Source organism: Pseudomonas sp. SMN11 (assembly GCF_052041945.1).
Lineage (GTDB): Bacteria > Pseudomonadota > Gammaproteobacteria > Pseudomonadales > Pseudomonadaceae > Aquipseudomonas.
Genome location: NZ_JBKGGW010000046.1, coordinates 13,715 through 32,884, shown reverse-complemented (window position 1 = coordinate 32,884; position 19,170 = coordinate 13,715). Strand labels below are relative to the sequence as shown.

18 protein-coding genes are annotated in these 19,170 nt (G+C 66.5%); 14 read left to right on the top strand and 4 right to left on the bottom strand.

All coding sequences use genetic code 11. The features are described from left to right. Positions 1–55: 55 nt before the first annotated feature. On the bottom strand, positions 56–982 hold the full coding sequence (locus tag ACLEJU_RS26120) for a LysR substrate-binding domain-containing protein (protein ID WP_435424001.1): 927 nt from the start codon (positions 980–982) through the stop codon (positions 56–58). A gap of 141 nt (positions 983–1,123) precedes the next feature. On the opposite strand from ACLEJU_RS26120, the gene gtdA reads away from it, so the two are divergent. The 5 genes from gtdA (at position 1,124) to ACLEJU_RS26095 (ending at position 6,215) form a co-directional block, all read left to right on the top strand. Then, positions 1,124–2,179: a gentisate 1,2-dioxygenase gene (gtdA, locus tag ACLEJU_RS26115; RefSeq protein ID WP_435424002.1), complete on the top strand. Its 1,056-nt coding sequence runs from the start codon at positions 1,124–1,126 to the stop codon at positions 2,177–2,179. 17 nt (positions 2,180–2,196) lie between these two features. Continuing rightward, entirely contained in the window at positions 2,197–2,895 is a 699-nt protein-coding gene (locus ACLEJU_RS26110; RefSeq protein ID WP_435424003.1) for a fumarylacetoacetate hydrolase family protein, read from the top strand. Between the two features lie 82 nt (positions 2,896–2,977). Continuing rightward, positions 2,978–4,324: an MFS transporter gene (locus ACLEJU_RS26105; RefSeq protein WP_435424004.1), complete on the top strand. Its 1,347-nt coding sequence runs from the start codon at positions 2,978–2,980 to the stop codon at positions 4,322–4,324. Positions 4,325–4,342: 18 nt separating this feature from the next. Next, complete coding sequence (maiA, locus tag ACLEJU_RS26100) at positions 4,343–4,984, top strand: maleylacetoacetate isomerase (RefSeq protein WP_435424005.1); 642 nt, start codon at positions 4,343–4,345, stop codon at positions 4,982–4,984. A gap of 37 nt (positions 4,985–5,021) precedes the next feature. Further along, positions 5,022–6,215, top strand: coding sequence for a 3-hydroxybenzoate 6-monooxygenase (locus ACLEJU_RS26095; RefSeq protein WP_435424006.1), 1,194 nt, complete (start codon positions 5,022–5,024; stop codon positions 6,213–6,215). Between the two features lie 96 nt (positions 6,216–6,311). Here the strand turns inward: ACLEJU_RS26095 and ACLEJU_RS26090 are convergent, their stop codons facing one another. Next, complete coding sequence (locus ACLEJU_RS26090; protein WP_435424007.1) at positions 6,312–7,115, bottom strand: DNA-binding transcriptional regulator; 804 nt, start codon at positions 7,113–7,115, stop codon at positions 6,312–6,314. A gap of 316 nt (positions 7,116–7,431) precedes the next feature. Here ACLEJU_RS26090 and ACLEJU_RS26085 point away from each other — a divergent pair, with 316 nt between their 5' ends. The 8 genes from ACLEJU_RS26085 (at position 7,432) to ACLEJU_RS26050 (ending at position 16,316) form a co-directional block, all read left to right on the top strand. Next, entirely contained in the window at positions 7,432–9,099 is a 1,668-nt protein-coding gene (locus ACLEJU_RS26085) for a bifunctional 3-(3-hydroxy-phenyl)propionate/3-hydroxycinnamic acid hydroxylase (protein WP_435424008.1), read from the top strand. Between the two features lies 1 nt (position 9,100). Next, positions 9,101–10,045: a 3-carboxyethylcatechol 2,3-dioxygenase gene (gene mhpB / locus ACLEJU_RS26080; RefSeq protein ID WP_435424009.1), complete on the top strand. Its 945-nt coding sequence runs from the start codon at positions 9,101–9,103 to the stop codon at positions 10,043–10,045. A gap of 19 nt (positions 10,046–10,064) precedes the next feature. Beyond that, complete coding sequence (locus ACLEJU_RS26075; protein ID WP_435424010.1) at positions 10,065–10,928, top strand: alpha/beta fold hydrolase; 864 nt, start codon at positions 10,065–10,067, stop codon at positions 10,926–10,928. A 15-nt stretch (positions 10,929–10,943) separates the two neighbouring features. Next, positions 10,944–11,738: a 2-keto-4-pentenoate hydratase gene (mhpD, locus tag ACLEJU_RS26070; protein WP_435424011.1), complete on the top strand. Its 795-nt coding sequence runs from the start codon at positions 10,944–10,946 to the stop codon at positions 11,736–11,738. Between the two features lie 11 nt (positions 11,739–11,749). Further along, complete coding sequence (locus ACLEJU_RS26065; protein WP_435424012.1) at positions 11,750–12,682, top strand: acetaldehyde dehydrogenase (acetylating); 933 nt, start codon at positions 11,750–11,752, stop codon at positions 12,680–12,682. Further along, positions 12,679–13,689, top strand: a complete 1,011-nt coding sequence (gene mhpE, locus ACLEJU_RS26060) for a 4-hydroxy-2-oxovalerate aldolase (RefSeq protein WP_435424013.1) — start codon at positions 12,679–12,681, stop codon at positions 13,687–13,689. Before ACLEJU_RS26065 ends, mhpE begins: the two co-directional genes overlap by 4 nt. Before the next feature lie 103 nt (positions 13,690–13,792). Further along, positions 13,793–14,971: a 3-(3-hydroxy-phenyl)propionate transporter MhpT gene (gene mhpT, locus ACLEJU_RS26055; protein ID WP_435424014.1), complete on the top strand. Its 1,179-nt coding sequence runs from the start codon at positions 13,793–13,795 to the stop codon at positions 14,969–14,971. Positions 14,972–15,050: 79 nt separating this feature from the next. After that, positions 15,051–16,316 carry an OprD family porin gene (locus ACLEJU_RS26050; protein WP_435424015.1) on the top strand — a complete coding sequence of 422 codons (1,266 nt, stop codon included), beginning with the start codon at positions 15,051–15,053 and terminating at the stop codon, positions 16,314–16,316. 1 nt (position 16,317) lies between these two features. On the opposite strand, the gene yddG is transcribed toward ACLEJU_RS26050, so the two are convergent. Together yddG and ACLEJU_RS26040 are read right to left on the bottom strand one after the other, a co-directional pair. After that, entirely contained in the window at positions 16,318–17,214 is an 897-nt protein-coding gene (gene yddG, locus ACLEJU_RS26045) for an aromatic amino acid DMT transporter YddG (RefSeq protein WP_435424016.1), read from the bottom strand. A gap of 135 nt (positions 17,215–17,349) precedes the next feature. Further along, positions 17,350–18,267 (bottom strand): LysR family transcriptional regulator, encoded by a 918-nt coding sequence (locus ACLEJU_RS26040; protein WP_262110376.1) that lies wholly within the window; start codon positions 18,265–18,267, stop codon positions 17,350–17,352. Between the two features lie 116 nt (positions 18,268–18,383). On the opposite strand from ACLEJU_RS26040, the gene ACLEJU_RS26035 reads away from it, so the two are divergent. Continuing rightward, complete coding sequence (locus ACLEJU_RS26035) at positions 18,384–19,142, top strand: 5-oxoprolinase subunit PxpA (RefSeq protein ID WP_435424017.1); 759 nt, start codon at positions 18,384–18,386, stop codon at positions 19,140–19,142. Positions 19,143–19,170: the final 28 nt, after the last annotated feature.

The window sequence follows — 19,170 nt, the reverse complement described above, 5'->3', positions numbered from 1 at the left end:
AAGGCTGGTGAGATCCCTGTGGGAGCGGGCTTGCCCGCGAAGAACCCACCACCGATCAAGGCTTGCGAATGGGCGAGCGGGCCGCCTCGCGCAAACTCTCCAGCAAATCCAGCACCGCCCCCTCGATATGCGGCTCATCGCGCCAGCACATGCCGATCGAGCCTTCCGCCTCCAGCTCGAAGTCCAGCCGGCGCAGCAACCCACGCCCATGAAAATGCTCGGCCACCCGCCCGGAGGCGACCGACAGCATGTCGCTGTTCTGCATCAACCACAGGTTGGCCATCAGCGAAGACGATTCGATCCGGCACGGCAGCGGCTTGCGCCCGGCGTTGCTCAAGGCGGTATCGAGGCGGTTGCGGATCGGCGTGGCCGGCGGCCACAGTAGCCAGTCGTACTGGTACAGGTCGTCCCAGCCCAGGCCTTTGCGCTCGGCCAGCGGGTGGTCGGGGCGGGCGACCACCTGCATCGGCTCGCGAAACAGCATTTCGCTGTGCAGCGCCTGACTCGGCTGGTAGTTGTCGACGCGCCCGACCACCACGTCCAGCTGGCCCAGCTGCAGGCGTTCGAGCAGCACGTTCATCGTGCTTTCCTGCAGTGATACATGCGCTTTCGGGTGTTTTTCCAGGAAGTACAGGATGGCGTCCGGCACCAGGCTCGGCGCCGAGGCCGGTGAAGTGCCGATGGCCACGTTCGGCGTGTTGCCTTCGCGCAGGGCATCCAGGTTGCTCTGCGCCCGTTCCATTTCGCTGAGGATGCGCCGCGCGTGGTTGACCAGCAGGGTGCCTTCGGCGGTCGGTCGCAAGCCACGAGCATGGCGCTCGAAGAGCAGGGCGCCGGCGTCTTCTTCGAGTTCCTTGAGGAACTTCGACAGCCCCGGCTGGGTGGTGTAGGCCTGCCGCGCGGTATCGCTGAGGTTGCCGGTTTCGGCCAGCGTCACCAGCAGTTGCAGGTGGCGTGGGCGCAGGCGGCGGGTCCAGTGCATGGTGAATCTCCCATCATCTTTATCGTATGGCTGCATACGAAAATATCATTTTTTATGTATGCCGCGTGGGCGTTTAATCGACGCCACACGGGGGCGCTGCCGCTGCCATGAACCCCTTCACAGCCCACTACAGGGGAAGCGATGAATAACAACGACAACACCGGCACGACCCGCGCCGAGTTCTATCAACGCATCGACACCCAGGCGCTGTTCCCGCTGTGGGAACAGCTGCACAACTTGGTGCCAAGCCAGCCCACTACCGCCTGCGTCCCGGCACTGTGGCGCTTCAGCGAGGTGCGTCCGTACCTGATGGAAGCCGGCCAGCTGATCAGCGCCGAAGAGGCCGTACGCCGGGTGCTGGTGTTGGAGAACCCGGGCATCCGTGGCCAGGCTTCGATCACCCCGAGCCTGTACGCCGGCCTGCAGCTGATCCTGCCGGGCGAAATCGCCCCCAGCCACCGCCACAGCCAGTCGGCGCTGCGCTTCGTGGTCGAAGGCAAGGGCGCCTACACCGCAGTGGACGGCGAGCGCACCACCATGCACCCGGGCGACTTCATCATCACCCCGTCCTGGACCTGGCACGACCACGGCAACCCGAGCGAAGCCGAAGGCGGTGAGCCGGTGATCTGGCTCGACGGCCTGGACATCCCCACCGTGCGTTTCTACGGCGCCGGTTTCGCCGAGAACTACCCCGAAGCCGTGCAGCCGCTCAGCCGCCCGGAGGGCAACAGCCTGGCTCGCTACGGCGCCAACATGCTGCCTGTGCGCCACGAAGTGCACGACGGCACGTCGCCGATCTTCAGCTACCCCTACGCCCGCACCCGCGAAGCGCTGGCCACCCTTGAGCGCCAGGGCGAGGTGGATGCGTGGGACGGCGTCAAGCTGCGCTACGTCAACCCGGCCACCGGCGGCTGGGCCATGCCGACCATCGGCACCTGCATGCAACTGTTGCCACGGGGCTTCATCGGCAAGACCGCACGTTGCACCGACGCCACCGTGTACTCGGTGGTCGAAGGCTGTGGCCGCGCCATCATCGGCGGGCAGACCTTCCACTTCGAGCCCAAGGACACCTTCGTGGTGCCGAGCTGGGCGCCGCTGAGCCTGCAGGCCGACGACGAGTGCGTGCTGTTCAGCTATTCCGACCGGCCGGTGCAGGAGGCCCTCGGGCTGCTGCGCGAAGCCCGCGAACACCATTGATCCGAGGAGCCTCTGCCATGACTTACCTGTTCGAACCTGCCGCCCCCACCAGCCTGCCGATTGCCGGCAGCGACCAGCACTTCCCGGTGCGCCGGGTGTACTGTGTGGGCCGCAATTACGCCGCCCACGCTCGCGAAATGGGCTTCGACCCGGAGCGCGAGCCGCCGTTCTTCTTCTGCAAGCCAGCCGATGCCGTAGTCCCGGTGGCCGACGGCCAGACCTTGGAGCTGCCGTACCCGGCTGAAACCAGCAACTATCACTATGAGATCGAGCTGGTCGCCGCCATCGGCAAAGGCGGCCGCGACATCCCGTTGGCCCAGGCCAACGAGCACGTGTTCGGCTACGCCGTAGGCCTGGACATGACCCGCCGCGACCTGCAGATGAAGATGCGCGAAATGGGTCGCCCGTGGGAAATCGGCAAGGCCTTCGACGCCTCTGCGCCAATTGCCGCGCTGTACCCGGCCAGCCAGGTTGGCCACCCGACACAGGCCGGCCTGTGGCTGCAGGTCGAAGGCCAGGACCGCCAGCGCAGCGACATCGACAAGCTGATCTGGTCGGTGCCGGAAACCATCGCCTACCTGTCGCGCTTCTTCGAGCTGCAGCCCGGTGACCTGATCATGACCGGCACCCCCGAGGGCGTCGGCCCGGTGGTGGCCGGCGAGCTGATGGTCGGTGGCGTCGATGGCCTGGGCGAGCTGCACGTGCGGGTCATCTGATTGCCTTGGGCCGGCGCGGCTGGCCCTTCCTCCCGGTTTTACACGTGGCCCGCGCCTGTGCGCCGGCCCGGAGGTTTCGCTCATGTCTTCCACCGACAAAAACAACACCGTGGATGTACAAGCCTTCATCGACAGTCAGCCGGTTGCCCGCGTTCAGTGGCGCATCCTGCTGCTGTGCTTCCTGGTTACGGCCATCGATGGCCTGGACACGGCCGCCATCGGTTTCATCGCACCCGCCCTGCGTGAACATTGGCAGATCGGCGCCGCTGAACTCGGCCCGGTGCTCGGTGCCGCGCTGATCGGCCTGATGCTGGGTGCGTTCATGGCCGGGCCACTGGCCGACCGCTTCGGCCGCAAACGCGTGCTGCTGTGGTCGGTGGCCTGTTTCGGCGTCTTTAGCCTGGCCGCCGCCTTCGCCCAGGACCTGCACAGCCTGGCGCTGCTGCGCCTGCTAACCGGCCTGGGCCTGGGCGGGGCGATGCCCAACGCCATTACCCTGACCTCCGAATACTGCCCGCAACGGCGCCGTTCGCTGATGGTTACCGGCATGTTCTGCGGTTTCACCCTTGGCTCGGCCCTGGGCGGGCTGGTCGCTGCACAGCTGTTGCCGCTGTTCGGCTGGCGCAGCGTGCTGGCCCTGGGCGGCGTGCTGCCGCTGGCATGGCTGCCGGTGATGATGCTGGCGTTGCCCGAATCGGTGCGTTTCCTTGCGCGCCACAGGCCGGGCGATGCGTTGGCCATCCTGCAGCGCATTGGCGCATTGCCGGCTGGCTGCCAGGGCCTGCGCATCGATGAGGCGACCGAGGGCCATTCGCCGGTACGGCAGATTCTCGCGGCCCCTTTGCGCCGCGGCACCCTGGCGCTGTGGCTGGCGTTCTTCATGAGCCTGCTGATCATCTACGGCATGACCAACTGGCTGCCGCTGCTGGTCAGGGACACCGGCCTGAGCCTGAGCCAGGCGGCATTGGTCAGCGCGCTGTTCCAGATCGGCGGCACCCTCGGTGCGCTGTGCCTGGGAGCAGCCATGGACCGCTTCGATTCACACCAGGTGCTGGTGCTGGCCTTGCTCGGCGGTGCCGGCTGCCTGTTCGCCATCGGCCAGTGCCATGGCAACTACCTGCTGCTGGGCCTGAGCGTGGCCGGCATGGGCTTTTGCATCAGCGGCTCGCAGGTCGGCGCCAACGCCCTGGCCGCCGCCTTCTACCCCACCAGCAGCCGTGCCACGGGCGTCAGCTGGGCGCATGGGGTAGGGCGCATCGGCTCGGTGTGCGGCACCTTCGGCGGCGCATGGCTGATGGATGCCGGGCTGTCCTTCGAAGCGTTGTTCGGCGTGTTGATGCTGCCAGCCGTGCTGGCTGCGGCGGCGATTTTCTTCAAAGGCATGCGGCCGGCCGCCGCGCTGCCCGCCAATACCCACATCACGCTCTGACCGAGCAGGACCATTGCCATGCAGCTTTACAGCTTCTTCAACAGCTCCACCTCGTACAGGGTGCGCATCGCCCTGGCACTCAAGGGCCTGGAGGTGGACTACCACGGCGTCAACCTGCGTGCCGGCGAACAGCGCCTGGCGCAGCACCGCGAACTCAGCCCGATCGGCGGCGTGCCGGTGCTGGTACGCGACGATGGTGCCAGCCTGACCCAGTCGCTGGCGATCATCGACTACCTCGACGCGCTCTACCCCCAGGCGCCACTGCTGCCCAGCGAACCACTGCTGCGGGCGCGGGTGCTGGAGGTCGCGCAACTGATCGCCTGCGACATCCACCCGCTGAACAACGTGCGCGTGCTCGGCTACCTGCAACGTGAGCTGAAGGTCAGCGCCGAGGCCAAGGACAGCTGGTATGCGTACTGGGTCGCCGAAGGCATGGCCGGGCTCGAAGCCTTGCTGCAACGCTACGGCTCTGGCCCGTACTGCTTCGGTGCGCAGGCGACCCTGGCCGACTGCTGCCTGGTGCCGCAGGTGGCCAATGCCGAGCGCATGGGCTGCGACCTGCAGGCCTACCCCAGGGTCATGGCGGTGTACGAGCACTGCCAGGCCCAGCCGGCCTTCCAGCGTGCCGCCCCCGGCCGCCAACCCGACTTCATTCAATAAAAAACGCAGGCCCCGCACCTGCACGGAGACCCGAACCATGACTGCCAGACAACAAAAAATCATCATCGTCGGTGGTGGCATCGGCGGCCTTGCCGCTGCCCAGGCCCTGACCGCGCAAGGTATCCAGGTGTTGCTGCTGGAGCAGGCCGATCATATCGGCGAGATCGGTGCCGGCATTCAGCTAGGCCCCAACGCCTACGCGGCGCTGGATGCCTTAGGCGTTGGCAACGCCGCGCGCAACCGCTCGGTGTTCACCGACCACCTGATCATGATGGACGCCATCGATGCCCAAGAAGTCGGGCGCATCGAAGTGGGCGAGCGTTTTCGCCAGCGTTTCGGCAACCCCTATGGCGTGATCCACCGCGCCGACATCCACCTGTCGATCCTCGAAGCGGTGCGCGAGAACCCGCTGATCCGCTTCCAGACCTCCACGCACATCTCCGGCATGGAGATGGACGACCACGGCGTGACCCTGACCGACAGCCAGGGCAACCGCTACCAGGCCGATGCCGTGATCGGCTGTGATGGGGTCAAGTCGGTGATCCGCGAGCGCATGGTCGGCGACCCGGCACGCGTCACCGGCCACGTGGTGTACCGCGCCGTGGTGGACGTCGGGAACATGCCAGAGAACCTGCGCGTCAATGCCCCGATGCTGTGGGCTGGTCCGCGTTGCCACTTGGTGCATTACCCGCTGCGCGGCGGCCAGCAGTACAACCTGGTGGTGACCTTCCACAGCCGCAACGAAGAGCAGTGGGGCGTCACCGATGGCAGCAAGGACGAAGTGCTGTCGTACTTCGAAGACATCCATGAGCGCCCACGGCAGATGCTCGACCGCCCGACCTCGTGGCGCCGCTGGGCCACCGCCGACCGCGACCCGGTGGAGCAGTGGGGCGAGGGCCGTGCGACCTTGCTGGGCGACGCCGCCCACCCGATGACCCAGTACCTGGCCCAGGGTGCCTGCATGGCGCTGGAGGATGCGGTGGTGCTGGGGCAGGCGGTCAAGGCCTGCGAGCATGACCTGCAGGCGGCGTTCCACCTGTACGAGTCGATCCGCATTCCGCGCACGGCGCGGGTGCTGTGGTCGGCGCGAGAGATGGGCCGGCTGTACCATGCCAAGGGTGTCGAGCGGCTGGTGCGCAACCAGCTGTGGCAAGGGCGCTCGCAGGAGCAGTTCTATGACTCGGTGCAGTGGTTGTATGGCTGGAATGTCGATACCTGCCTGAAACACTGATCCCAGGCCCGGCCTCTTCGCGGGTAATACACTGGCCACGAATCCAGTGCTTTCCCTGTGGGAGCGGGGTTACCCGCGAAGAGGCCGGGCCTGCAATCAACCATCTACCGGGTTCTCACTCAACAGCTGGTCAATCCTCCCGGCAAACCGCTGCAGCGCCGGCAGGTACTTCACCACCGCCTGCTCGATACTCATCGCCTTGGCCACATACACCAGGTTCAGGCACCCCAGCAGCCGCCCGCCAGCCCGCAAGGGCACGGCGATCGAGGCGATCTTCTCTTCCTGGTTCCAGGCCATGAAATTCTCCGCATAGCCCCGATGGCGCACTTTGCGCAGCAGGTTGTCGAGCGCCACGGGGTCACGCGCCAAGCGGTATTCGGGCCCTTCACGGCTGGCCAGTAGCGCGATGATCTGCTCGCGCTCGGCTTCCTCGCAGAACGCCAGGTAGGCTTGCCCGGTAGCCGTCTCCAGCAGCGGCAGGCGGCGCCCGACCATGGAGCGGTGAAATGACAGCCGGCTGAAGCGGTGGGTGGTTTCGCGGACCACCATGGCATCGACATCCAGGGTGCTGATGTCGGTCGGCCACACCACTTCCTGCAGCAGCTCGGCCAGCAAGGGCGCCGCCGTGGCGCTGATCCACTGCTCATCGCGAAACCCTTCGCTCAACTCGCGCACTTTCAGGGCCAGGCGGAAGCTGTCGTCGGACTCGCTGCGGCGCACGTAGCCTTCCTCCTGCAGGGTCTCCAGCAGGCGACGCACTGTGGTGCGGTGCAGGCCGGTGAGTTCGGCCAGGCGGGTCGGGCTGGCGCCACCGTCCAGGCGGTTGAGGGCATTGAGCAAGGCCAGGCCACGGCTCAGCCCGCGCACGCTCTTGTACTCGGAGTCTCGGTCTTTGTTCACGAAAAATCCCTATAAAACAACGATGTGCACTAAGTGCACGGCAAGGCGGTTTTTCATTGTAGGGCAATCCGCGGCATTCCTATACTCGCCACAACAACTACAAATGCCCTGACAGGGGAATACACCATGCGCCATGCCTACCTGCCGTCCTTACCCGTTGCCCGCGCCTTGCCCTACCGAAGCGTAGCGCTGCGCCGCTAATACCCGTACCAGCCAAAACGCCCATTCAACTGCCTTGCGCCTGCCTGCGCGAGGACGGTATCGGCTTGCCTGGAATGACCGGGAACGCCGGCGGGCCGTGTCGAGGATCACAACAATGAACACGTCACATCCAGATCACCTTGAGGCCGACTACACCGCTGATGTGGTGGTCATCGGTGCCGGCCCGGTCGGGCTGGCGATCGCCAACTACCTGGGCCAGGCCGGCGTGCAGGTGCTGCAGATCGAGAAGCTCGACCAGCTGATCGACTACCCCCGCGCCATCGGCATCGACGACGAGTCGCTGCGCACCGTGCAGGCCATCGGCCTGGTCGAGCAGGTGCTGCCGCACACCACGCCGTGGCACGCCATGCGCTTCCTGACGCCCAAGGGTCGCTGTTTCGCCGACATCCAGCCGATGACCGACGAGTTCGGCTGGTCGCGGCGCAATGCCTTCATCCAGCCACAGGTCGATGCTGTGCTGTACCAGGGCCTGGCGCGCTTTGCCAACGTCCGCACGCTGTTCTCCCGCGATGTGGTCGAGTTCCAGCAGGACGAGCAGGGTGTCAGCCTGAGCATGAACGGCCCCGAAGGCCGGCAGGAGACGGTGCGTGCCCGCTACCTGGTGGCCTGTGACGGCGGCAACAGCTTGATCCGCCGCTCCCTGGATATTGCCTTCGAAGGCAAGACCGCGCCCAACCAGTGGATCGTCATCGACATCGCCAACGACCCGTTGGGCACGCCGAACGTGTACCTGTGCTGCGACCCGGTGCGCCCGTACGTGTCGGCCGCGTTGCCACACGGTGTGCGGCGTTTCGAGTTCATGGTGATGCCGGGCGAGACCGAGGCGCAGCTGAGCCAGCCGGAAAACCTGCGAAAGTTGCTGGCCAAGGTGCTGCCCGACCCGGACCGGGTCGAGCTGATCCGCAAGCGCGTCTATACCCACAACGCCCGCCTGGCGGGCCAGTTTCGGGTCAAGCGGGTGCTGCTGGCCGGCGATGCCGCGCACATCATGCCGGTGTGGCAGGGCCAGGGTTACAACAGCGGCATGCGCGATGCCAGCAACCTCGGCTGGAAGCTGGCGCTGGTGGCGAAGGGCCTGGCCGACGAGGCGCTGCTCGACACCTACGAGCAGGAACGGCGCGACCATGCCAAGGCGATGATCGACCTGTCGGTGCTCGCCGGCCACGTGCTGGCGCCGCCCAAGCGCTGGCAGGGCACCCTGCGTGATGGCGTGTCGTGGGCGTTGAACTACCTGCCGGCGGTCAAGCGCTACTTCCTGGAAATGCGCTTCAAGCCCATGCCGCAGTATGCCAAGGGTGCGCTGGTGGCCGAAGCGAACAGCAAGGGCTCGCCGGTCGGGCGCATGTTCATCCAGCCCAAGGTGGTCACCGAAGCGGGCGAGACGCGCCTGCTGGACGATGTGATCGGCAGCAACTTCGCCTTTATCGCCTGGGGCAGCGACCCACTGTGGGGCCTGAGCGCCGAGCAGGTGCAGGTCTGGCGTGCGCTGGGCGCCTGCTTCATCCAGGTGCTGCCGCAAGTGCAGCTCAGGGCCGGGCGCGAGGTGCCGGACGGAGTGATTCGCGTGGGCGACTGCAGTGGCCGCCTCAAGGAGTGGTTCGGTCGCCACCCGGTGTCCATCGCGCTACTGCGCCCGGACCGCTTCGTGGGCGCGGTGGCCATTCCGCAAACCGTCGGCCAGGCCAGCGACGCGCTGTTGCAGGCGCTGGCTGCCACGCCTCAGGTCGCCTGTCAGGCGCCGTTGGCGTCGAAGGTGGCCTGAGATGAGCGCCTATCTGCATTGCCTGTCACATACCCCGCTGGTGGGCTACGTCGACCCGGCGCAAGCCGTGCTGGCAGAAGTGGACGAGGTGATCGCCGCCGCCCGTGCGAGTATCGCCGCGTTCGGCCCTGAGCTGGTGTTCCTGTTCGCCCCGGACCACTACAACGGCTTTTTCTACGATGTGATGCCGGCCTTCTGTATCGGCATGGGTGCCACGGCCATCGGCGATTTCAACAGTGCCGCCGGCCCGCTGGATGTGCCACGTGACATCGCAGAGGCCTGCGCCGATGCGGTACTGCAGGAGGGTGTGGACGCCGCCGTGTCCTACCGCATGCAGGTCGATCATGGTTTTGCCCAGCCGCTGGAGTATCTGCTCGGTGGCCTGGCGCAGAAGCCGGTGATCCCGGTCTTCATCAACAGCGTGGCGGTACCGCTGCCGAGCTTTGCCCGTGCCCGCCTGCTCGGCGAGGCCATCGGCCGTTTCGCCCGCAGCACCGGCAAGCGCGTGCTGTTCCTCGGTTCCGGTGGCTTGTCGCACCAGCCGCCGGTACCGGAGCTGGCCCATGTCGATGCGCGCATGGCCGACCGCCTGATGGGCAGTGGCCGCGACTTGCCGGCCAACGAGCGACAGGCCCGCCAGCAACGGGTGATCAGCGCGGCCGAAGGTTTCGTGCGCGACCAGCACAGCCTGCACCCGCTCAACCCGGCCTGGGACAACCACTTCCTCGACCTGCTGGAGCAACGCCGCTTTGCCGAACTCGATGGCATGGCCAATGCCGAGCTGTCGGCGCTGGCCGGCAAATCGACCCACGAGGTCAAGACCTGGGTAGCGGCCTTTGCCGCGCTGGCCGCGTTCGGTGACTACCAGGCCAGCGCGCGCTACTACCGGCCGATCCCCGAATGGATTGCCGGTTTCGGCTCGCTCAGCGCCCATTCCCTTACTTGATCAACGGAGGACTCCCTTCATGACCCGCATCGCCATCAACGAAGCCGACAGCAGCCGATTTGCCCATATCCGCGAAGGTGAACTCGACCTGCAGTTGCACTACAACGACCTCGGCGAAGGCGCCGAGACCGTGGTCATGCTGCACGGCTCCGGCCCGGGTGCCAGTGGTTGGGCCAACTTCAACCGCAACATCGAACCGCTGCTGGCCGCCGGCTACCGCGTGGTGCTGATGGATTGCCCGGGCTGGAGCAAGAGCGACCCGATCGTCTGCCGTGGCTCGCGCTCGGACCTCAACGCCACCGCGCTCAAGGGCCTGCTCGATGTGCTCGGCCTTGAGCGCGTGCACATCCTCGGCAACTCCATGGGCGGTCACAGCGCCGTGGCCTTCGCCCTCAGTTACCCGCAGCGGGTCGGCAAGCTGGTGCTGATGGGCGGTGGCACCGGTGGCGCCAGCCCGTTCGTGCCGATGCCCACCGAGGGCATCAAGCTGATCAACACGCTGTACCGCGAGCCGACCATCGACAACCTGAAGAAGATGATGAACGTCTTCGTCTACGACCCCAGCGACCTCACCGAGGCTCTGTTCCAGACCCGCCTGGACAACATGCTCAGCCGCCGCGACCACCTCGACAACTTCGTCGCCAGCCTGGCCGCCAACCCCAAGCAGTTCCCCGACTTCGGCGCGCGCCTGGGCGAGATCAAGGCCCGCACCCTGGTGATCTGGGGCCGCAACGACCGCTTCGTGCCGATGGACGTCGGCCTGCGCCTGATCGCCGGCATCGCCGACGCCGAACTGCACGTGTTCAACAACTGCGGCCACTGGGCCCAGTGGGAGCACGCCGACACCTTCAACCGCCTGGTACTGGACTTCCTCCAGCACTGATCCGAGGTACACCCCATGACCATCGATTCGCCAACCCTCGAACGCCTGGCCGCCGACCTGCGGCGCGCGCAACATCAGGGCGAAGCTATCGCCCCGTTGCGCGACGCCATCGGCGCGGAAAACGCCGAGGCCGCCTATGCCATCCAGCGCCTGAACGTGGCCCATGCCCTGGCCGCCGGCCGCCGCCTGGTCGGGCGCAAGATCGGCCTGACCAACCCCAAGGTGCAGGCCCAGCTGGGTGTCGACCAGCCGGACTTCGGCAGCCTGTTCGCCGACATGTGCTACGGCGACAACGAAACCGTGCCCTTTACGAGCGTGATGCAGCCGAAGATCGAGGCTGAGATTGCCCTGGTACTGGCCCATGACCTGCCCAGTGTCCAGACCACCTTCGCCGATGTGATCGGCGCCACGGCCTATGCCTTGCCGGCACTGGAAATCGTCGGCAGCCGCATCCAGGGCTGGAACATCCGCTTTGCCGACACCGTGGCCGACAACGCCTCCAGCGGCTGCTTCGTGCTCGGCGGCCCGGCGCGCCAGCTGCACGATCTCGACCTGCGCGGCGCGGCCATGCGCATGACCCGCAACGCTGAGCGGGTGTCCAGCGGCAGCGGCGCCGAATGCCTCGGCCACCCGCTCAACGCCGCCGTGTGGCTGGCCCGCACCATGGCCCGCCTGGGCGAACCGCTGCGGGCCGGCGACATCATCCTCACCGGTGCCCTCGGGCCGATGGTGGCGGTGGCGCCGGGCGACCATTTCGAAGCCGAGATCGACGGCCTGGGCCGCGTCGGCGTGACCTTCAGCGGCGAATGACGGAGACCTCCATGAGCCACAAACGCAAAGTCGCCATCATCGGTTCCGGCAACATCGGCACCGACCTGATGATCAAGATCCTGCGCAATGCCAGGCACCTGGAGATGGCCGCGATGGTCGGCATCGACCCGGCCTCCGACGGCCTGGCCCGCGCCGCCCGCCTGGGCGTGGCCACCACCCACGAAGGGGTACAGGGCCTGACCCGCCTGCCAGTGTTCAGCGACATCGATTTCGTCTTCGATGCCACCAGCGCCGGTGCCCACGTCAAGAACGACGCCTTCCTGCGCCAGCACAAGGCCGACCTGCGCATGATCGACCTGACCCCGGCCGCCATCGGCCCGTACTGCGTGCCGGTGGTCAACCTGGAGCAGCACCTGCAGGCAACCAACGTCAACATGGTCACCTGCGGTGGCCAGGCGACCATCCCCATGGTCGCGGCGGTGTCGCGGGTGGCCAAGGTGCATTACGCCGAGATCGTCGCCTCGATCGCCAGCAAATCCGCCGGCCCCGGCACCCGGGCCAACATCGACGAATTCACCGAGACCACCAGCAAGGCCATCGAAGTGATCGGCGGTGCGGCCAAGGGCAAGGCGATCATCATCATGAACCCGGCCGAACCGCCACTGATGATGCGCGATACCGTCTACGTGCTCAGCGAAGCCGCCGACCCGCAGCAGGTGGCGGCGAGCATCGAAGAGATGGCCGCCGCGGTGCAGGCCTACGTGCCGGGCTACCGGCTCAAGCAGCAGGTGCAGTTCGAACAGGTGCGCGACTTGAAGCTGCCAGGGCAGGGGACCTTCAGCGGCCTCATGACCTCGGTGTTCCTCGAAGTCGAAGGCGCCGCCCACTACCTGCCGGCCTATGCCGGCAACCTTGACATCATGACCTCCGCCGCGCTGGCCACCGCCGAGCGCATGGCCCTGGCGATGGGAGCCCCGGCATGAACGGCAAGAAGCTTTACATCAGTGACGTGACCCTGCGCGATGGCATGCACGCCATCCGCCATCAGTATTCGCTGGACGATGTACGCGCCATCGCCGGCGCCCTCGACCGGGCCAAGGTCGACTCGATCGAAGTGGCCCATGGCGACGGCTTGCAAGGCTCGTCGTTCAACTACGGTTTCGGTGCCCACACCGACCTCGAATGGATCGAAGCAGCGGCCGACGCGGTGAGCCACGCCAAAATCGCCACGCTGCTGCTGCCAGGGATCGGCACCCTCCATGACCTGAAGAACGCCTACGACGCCGGTGCCCGCATCGTCCGCGTGGCCACCCACTGCACCGAGGCGGATGTCTCGCGCCAGCACATCGAGTATGCCCGTGAACTGGGCATGGAAACCGTCGGTTTCCTGATGATGAGCCACATGCAGACGCCCGAAGGGCTGGCGCAGCAGGCCAAGCTGATGGAGGGCTACGGCGCCACCTGCATCTATGTGGTGGACTCGGGTGGGGCGATGAACATGGTCGACATCCGTGCGCGCTTCCGGGCGATCAAGGCGGTGCTCGACCCGGCGACCGAGACCGGCATCCACGCCCACCACAACCTCAGCCTCGGTGTGGCCAACTCCATCGCCGCAGTGAAGGAGGGCTGCGACCGCATCGACGCCAGCCTCGCTGGCATGGGCGCGGGGGCGGGCAACGCGCCGCTGGAAGTATTCGTCGCCGCCGCCGACAAGCTGGGCTGGAATCACGGCACCGAATTATACGCGCTGATGGACGCCGCCGACGACCTGGTGCGCCCGCTGCAGGACCGCCCGGTGCGGGTCGACCGGGAAACCCTGGCCCTGGGCTATGCCGGGGTCTACTCGAGCTTCCTGCGCCATGCCGAAGTGGCCGCTGCCCGCTATGGCATCAAGGCAGTGGACATCCTCGTCGAACTGGGCAAGCGGCGCATGGTGGGTGGCCAGGAAGACATGATCGTCGATGTGGCGCTGGACCTGCTCAAGCGCTGACCCGAGAAGCGGGGCTGCTGTGCAGCCCATTCGCGGGCGCGCCCGCTCCCACACGCACAGCGCCCCCTCTCGACCCCAATACAAAAACAAGACGGGTAACCCCATGAGTTCTCCTGCAATCACCTCGCCTCGCGTGGCGATCACCATCGGCCTGTGCTTTCTCATCGCGCTGTTGGAAGGCCTCGACCTGCAAGCCGCCGGCATCGCCGCCCCGGGCATGGCCAGCGCCTTCGCATTGGGCAAGCTGCAAATGGGTTGGGTGTTCAGCGCTGGTATCCTCGGTCTGCTGCCTGGCGCTTTGGTCGGCGGCTGGCTGGCCGACCGTTTTGGCCGCAAGGGGGTGCTGATCGGCTCGGTGGCGCTGTTCGGCGTGTTCTCCCTGGCCACTGCCCACGCCTGGAGCCTCCCCAGCCTGTTGATGGCTCGCTTGCTGACCGGTGTGGGCCTGGGCGCGGCACTGCCCAACCTTATCGCGCTCACCTCCGAGGCCGCCGGCGAGCGCCTGCGCGGCAGCGCCGTAAGCCTGATGTACTGCGGCGTGCCCCTGGGCGCGGCGCTGGCCGCGGGTATCGGCATTGCCGGCTACAGCGGCGACTGGCAGCGGGTGTTCCATGTCGGCGGTGCCGGGCCGCTGCTGATCCTGCCGTTGCTGCTGCGCTACCTGCCCGAGTCCAACCAGTTCCGCGCCACTGCCGAAGCTACGCCGAACCTGCGCCGCGAGCTGTTTGGCCAGGGTGCCACCTGGCTGCTGTGGCTGAGTTACTTTTTCACCTTGATGGTGGTGTACATCCTGATCAACTGGCTGCCGAGCTTGCTGGTCGGGCAGGGCTTCAGCAGCCATGACGCCAGCTGGGTGATGTTCGCCCTGCAGATCGGCGCCGCCATCGGCACCCTGGCCCTAGGCCTGCTGCTCGAACGCCTGCCAGCCTGGGCCACGGCGGCGCTGGTTTACCTCGGCATTCTGGCCGCGCTGGCCGGCCTGGGGTTGGCCAGCGAGCTGACCGGCATGCTGGTCGCCGGCTTCTGTGCGGGCTTCTTCGCCACCGGTGGGCAGGGTGTGCTTTATGCCCTGGCGCCGCATTTCTACCCCGTGCGCGTACGCGCCACCGGCGTCGGCGCGGCCGTCGCCGTCGGGCGTCTGGGGGCGATGAGCGGGCCGCTGGTGGCGGGCCAGATGCTCGCCCTTGGCGCCGGTTCCGCCGGCGTGCTGCTGGCCTCGGCGCCGGGTGTGGTGATTGCCGCGCTGGCGCTGTTCCGCCTGATCGGCCGCCGCCCCGCCTGACCTCGGATTGTTCGACCTTGCGTGCTCCCTGCTGCGCCTGCGGCAGGGCTTCCTACAACTACAAGAAAGTAACCTGACCATGCACAAGGCCCCGAAAACCTGCCTGGCCGTTGGCCTGCTCTGCAGCAGCACTGCCCATGCCGCTGGCTTCGTCGACGACAGCCACGCCGAGCTGGTGCTGCGCAACTACTACTTCGACCGCAACTACCTGGGCACCACGCCACAGGCCGGCGCCCGCGAGTGGGCCCAGGGTTTCATCCTCAATGTCAGCTCCGGGTTCAGCGAGGGGCCGGTCGGCTTCGGTCTGGACGCCAAGGGCATGCTCGGGGTGAAGCTGGATTCCTCGCCCGACCGCGCCGGCACCGGGCTGCTGCCGTTCGACCGGACCACCCGTGAACCCGCCGATGACTATTCCGAGCTGGGCCTGACCGCCAAGATGCGCATCTCGCACACCGAGCTGCAAGGCGGCACCATCAGCACTTTCCTGCCAATCGCCTTCGCCAGCCCGACCCGGCTGTTGCCGCAGACCTTCCGCGGTGCCTACCTGCGCTCCACCGATATCGACCGCTTCAGCCTGCACGCCGGCTGGCTCGACCGCATCAACCTGCGCGACTCCACCGACTACCAGAAGATGAGCATCGGCGCGCCCAATGGCCGTTTCAATGGCGCCGCCACCTCCGATCGTTTCACCTTCCTCGGCGGTGACTATGCCTGGTCGGACACGCTGACCTTGCGCTATTACCATGCCGAGCTGGACCAGCTGTACCGCAAGGACTACTTCGGCTTCGTCGACGACCGGGCGGTCGGCGCGGGGCGCCTGAAGAGCGATTTCCGCCTGTTCGTCGCCGGTGAGGACGGCGCTGCCAAGGCCGGCCAGGTCGACAACCGCAACACCGCGCTGATGCTGACCTACGCCTGGGCCAGCCACAGCCTCGGCGTGGGCTACATGCGCCTGGATGGCGACACCGCCATGCCCTACCTGTACGGCACCGAGCCGCTGGTGATCACCGAGGGCACGCTCAGCTCGGAGTTTCTCAACCCCAGGGAGCGCAGCTGGCAGGTGAAGTTCGACCAGGACTTCGCCCCGTTCGGCGTGCCGGGACTCAAGGGCATGCTGCGCTATGTGCGCGGCGACAACATCGAGCTGACGCAGTTTGGCGGCAGCGGGCTGAACGAAAGCGAGAAGGATGTCGAGCTGTCGTATGCCGTGCAACAGGGCACGTTCAAAGGGGTAACGCTGCGCCTGCGCCATGCCTGGTACCGCAATGACTTCGCGGCGGGGGCGACCCACCGCGATGACAACGAACTGCGGGTGAATCTGGACTATACCGTCAGGCTCTGGTGATTCAGCTGGCGGCGCGCTGGCGGGTCGCCTGCCAGCACAGCAGCGAGCCGACCGTCACCAGCAACGCGCCCTGCCAGAACTGCAACCCCAGATGCGCGCCCAGCCAGGCGGCGGCAAAGGCCGACGACAACACCGGCGCCGAATAGGACGCAGTCGCCAGCAAGGTCAGGTTGCCGCGCAGGATGCCGATGTTCCACAAGGCATAACCGCCAGCCATGCCCACCGCTGCAGCCACCAGCTCCAGGCTGTGGCGCAGCGAGAAGGGTGGCAGCGTTTCGCTGCTGATCCAGTACTTCACCCACAGCACTGCCGCCGTCAGCAGAAAGAACAGCACCACATGGCTCTGCCCGTTGGCATAGCGCCGGGTGATGTTGCAGTACAGCGCGAAGGTGATCGCGCAGGCGGCGGCCAGGCTGTAGCTCAACGGGTTAGAGGCGACGTTGCTGGCGATGCTGTCCAGCGACAGGCCATCGGTGCTCACCACCCAGAGAATCCCCAGCAGGGCCACCGCGGTGCCGGGCACGATGATCCAGCGTGTCGGCTGGCGGTTCATGAAGATCGCCAGCAGCACGGTCAGGCTTGGCCACAGGTAGTTGACCACGCCCAGCTGGATGGCCTGGGTACGGCTGACGGCAAAGCCCAGGGCCAGGCACAGGCAGATTTCATAGGCGACGAACAGCGTGGAGCCGGTGATCAGGTAGAAGCGCGAGGCATGGCGCAGGCGAGGGCGGCCGAGCAGCAGCACCAGCAGGGTGGCACCGAGGGTGTAGATCAGCGCAGCGCCGCCGATCGGCCCGAAGTATTCGCTGACACTGCGGATCAGGCCGCTGGCCGTGCTCCACAGCAAGATCGCCGCCAGACCACAGGCGGTGGCGGCAGGGCCGCTGGTGATGCGCATTGCAGGCTCTCAATCTGAAAAAAAGGCCGGCGAGTCTAACACCGAGCGATTGTAGGCGTGGCTGACTTGCTCCATTTCTGAAAGTTGGCGCGGCTCCCACATGTACAGTGCACGCCTGTAAGCTGGTGTTAAGGCTCAGCGCCGGGCCGAGAGTTGCTGCGGCGCGAGGAAGGCATCATGGAAGTAGGTGCGTAGCGCCTGCATCGCCGGGCTGAAGGCGCGCTCGCGGTGCCAGGCCAGGCCGACGCTCATCGGTGTCACCGGGTCAGTGATGGTTACCGTCTCGATGCGCTTGCCTTCCAGCGACCAGGGGCGGTGCACCAGGTCGGAGAGGATTGCCACGCCGCTGCCATTGGCGACCATGCTGCGCACGGCCTCCACCGAACTGGTGCGTACCCGCACGTTCGGCCGTTGCCCGGCCTGCTGCCAATAGCGCATGGCGCTCTGTTCGGCCTCGTCCACGGTGAGCAGGATGTATGGCTCCCGGGCCACGTCGGCCAGGCTCACCGCCGAGCGTTCGCACAACGGATGATGCCCGGGCAGCCATAGCCGGCGCTCGGAGTTGAACAGGGTTTCGGAGACGATATCGGGGTGGGTGAGGTTGGCGGTGAGCACCACTGCCATGTCGAAACGGCCTTCCAGCAGCCCCTGCTCGATGGCGCTGCGCTCCTGTTCATGCACTTCCAGGGTCACGTCCGGGTGCCAGTGCTCCAGGCGCTGCAAGTGGTGCGGCAGGAAGTAGCCGATCACCGTGTAGCTCGCTGCCAGGCGCAGCAAGCCGCTGGCGCGCACATCGGGCAGCGGGCTGTTCAGGGCATCGTCGACGCTGCGCAGGATCACATAGGCGCGATTGAGGAAGTGCCGGCCGGCTTCGGTCAGGCTCATGCCCTGGGCCGAGCGCTGGAACAGCAGCACCCCCAGCATCGCCTCCAGTTCCTTGATCGCGGTGGTCACCGCCGACTGGGAAATGTTGAGGTGAATCGCTGCCTGGGAAATCTGGCCGATCTCGGCGGTGGCGACAAAATAACGAACCTGGCGCAGGGTCAGTGACACAGTGGGCTCCTGGGTATCTGATTTTCAGAAGACACCCTATCTGTTTATAGATCTTCCCAAGGGGGGTTTGAGAATCTAACGTGGCTTGCATGCCGTCACAAGCCAGGAGAAAAGCGATGCGCGCAGTGGATTTCAACTCTGACATGGGCGAAGGCTTTGGCCCCTGGACCATCGGCGATGGCGTTGACCACGAACTGATGGCCTTCATCAGCTCGGCCAACATCGCCACCGGCTTCCATGCCGGCGACCCCGGCACCATGCGCCGCACCGTCGAGCGGGCCAAGGCGCTGGGCGTTGGCGTGGGGGCTCACCCCGGCTTCCGCGACCTGGTCGGCTTCGGCCGCCGCCACATCAATGCCCCGGCCCAGGAGCTGGTCGACGACATCCTCTACCAGCTCGGTGCGCTACGCGAGATTGCCCGGGCGCAGGGTGTTCGGCTGCAGCACATCAAGCCCCATGGTGCGCTGTACATGCACCTGGCCCGGGATGAAGAGGCCGCGCGCCTGCTGGTGGAAAACCTGCGGGTGATCGAGCCCGAACTGTTGCTGTACTGCATGCCCGGCTCGGTGATCTGCCGCATCGCCCAGGACCTCGGCCAGCCGGTGGTGCGCGAGTTCTACGCCGACCGCGAGTACGATCTGAGTGGTTCCATCGTGTTTACCCGCCATGTGCGGGGTTACGAGCCGCAACGGGTCGCCGAGCGGGTGCTGCGGGCCTGCCAGGAGGGTGTGGTGCGTACCGTGGAAGGCCAGGACCTGGCGATCGATTTCGATTCCATCTGCCTGCACAGCGACACCCCGGGCGCACTCGATCTGGTCGAAGCCACGCGTGCGGCATTGGACGCCGCCGGCATTGAGGTGCGTGCACCGCGTTGAGTTCCGACGGCTGCTGGCGCGAAGACGC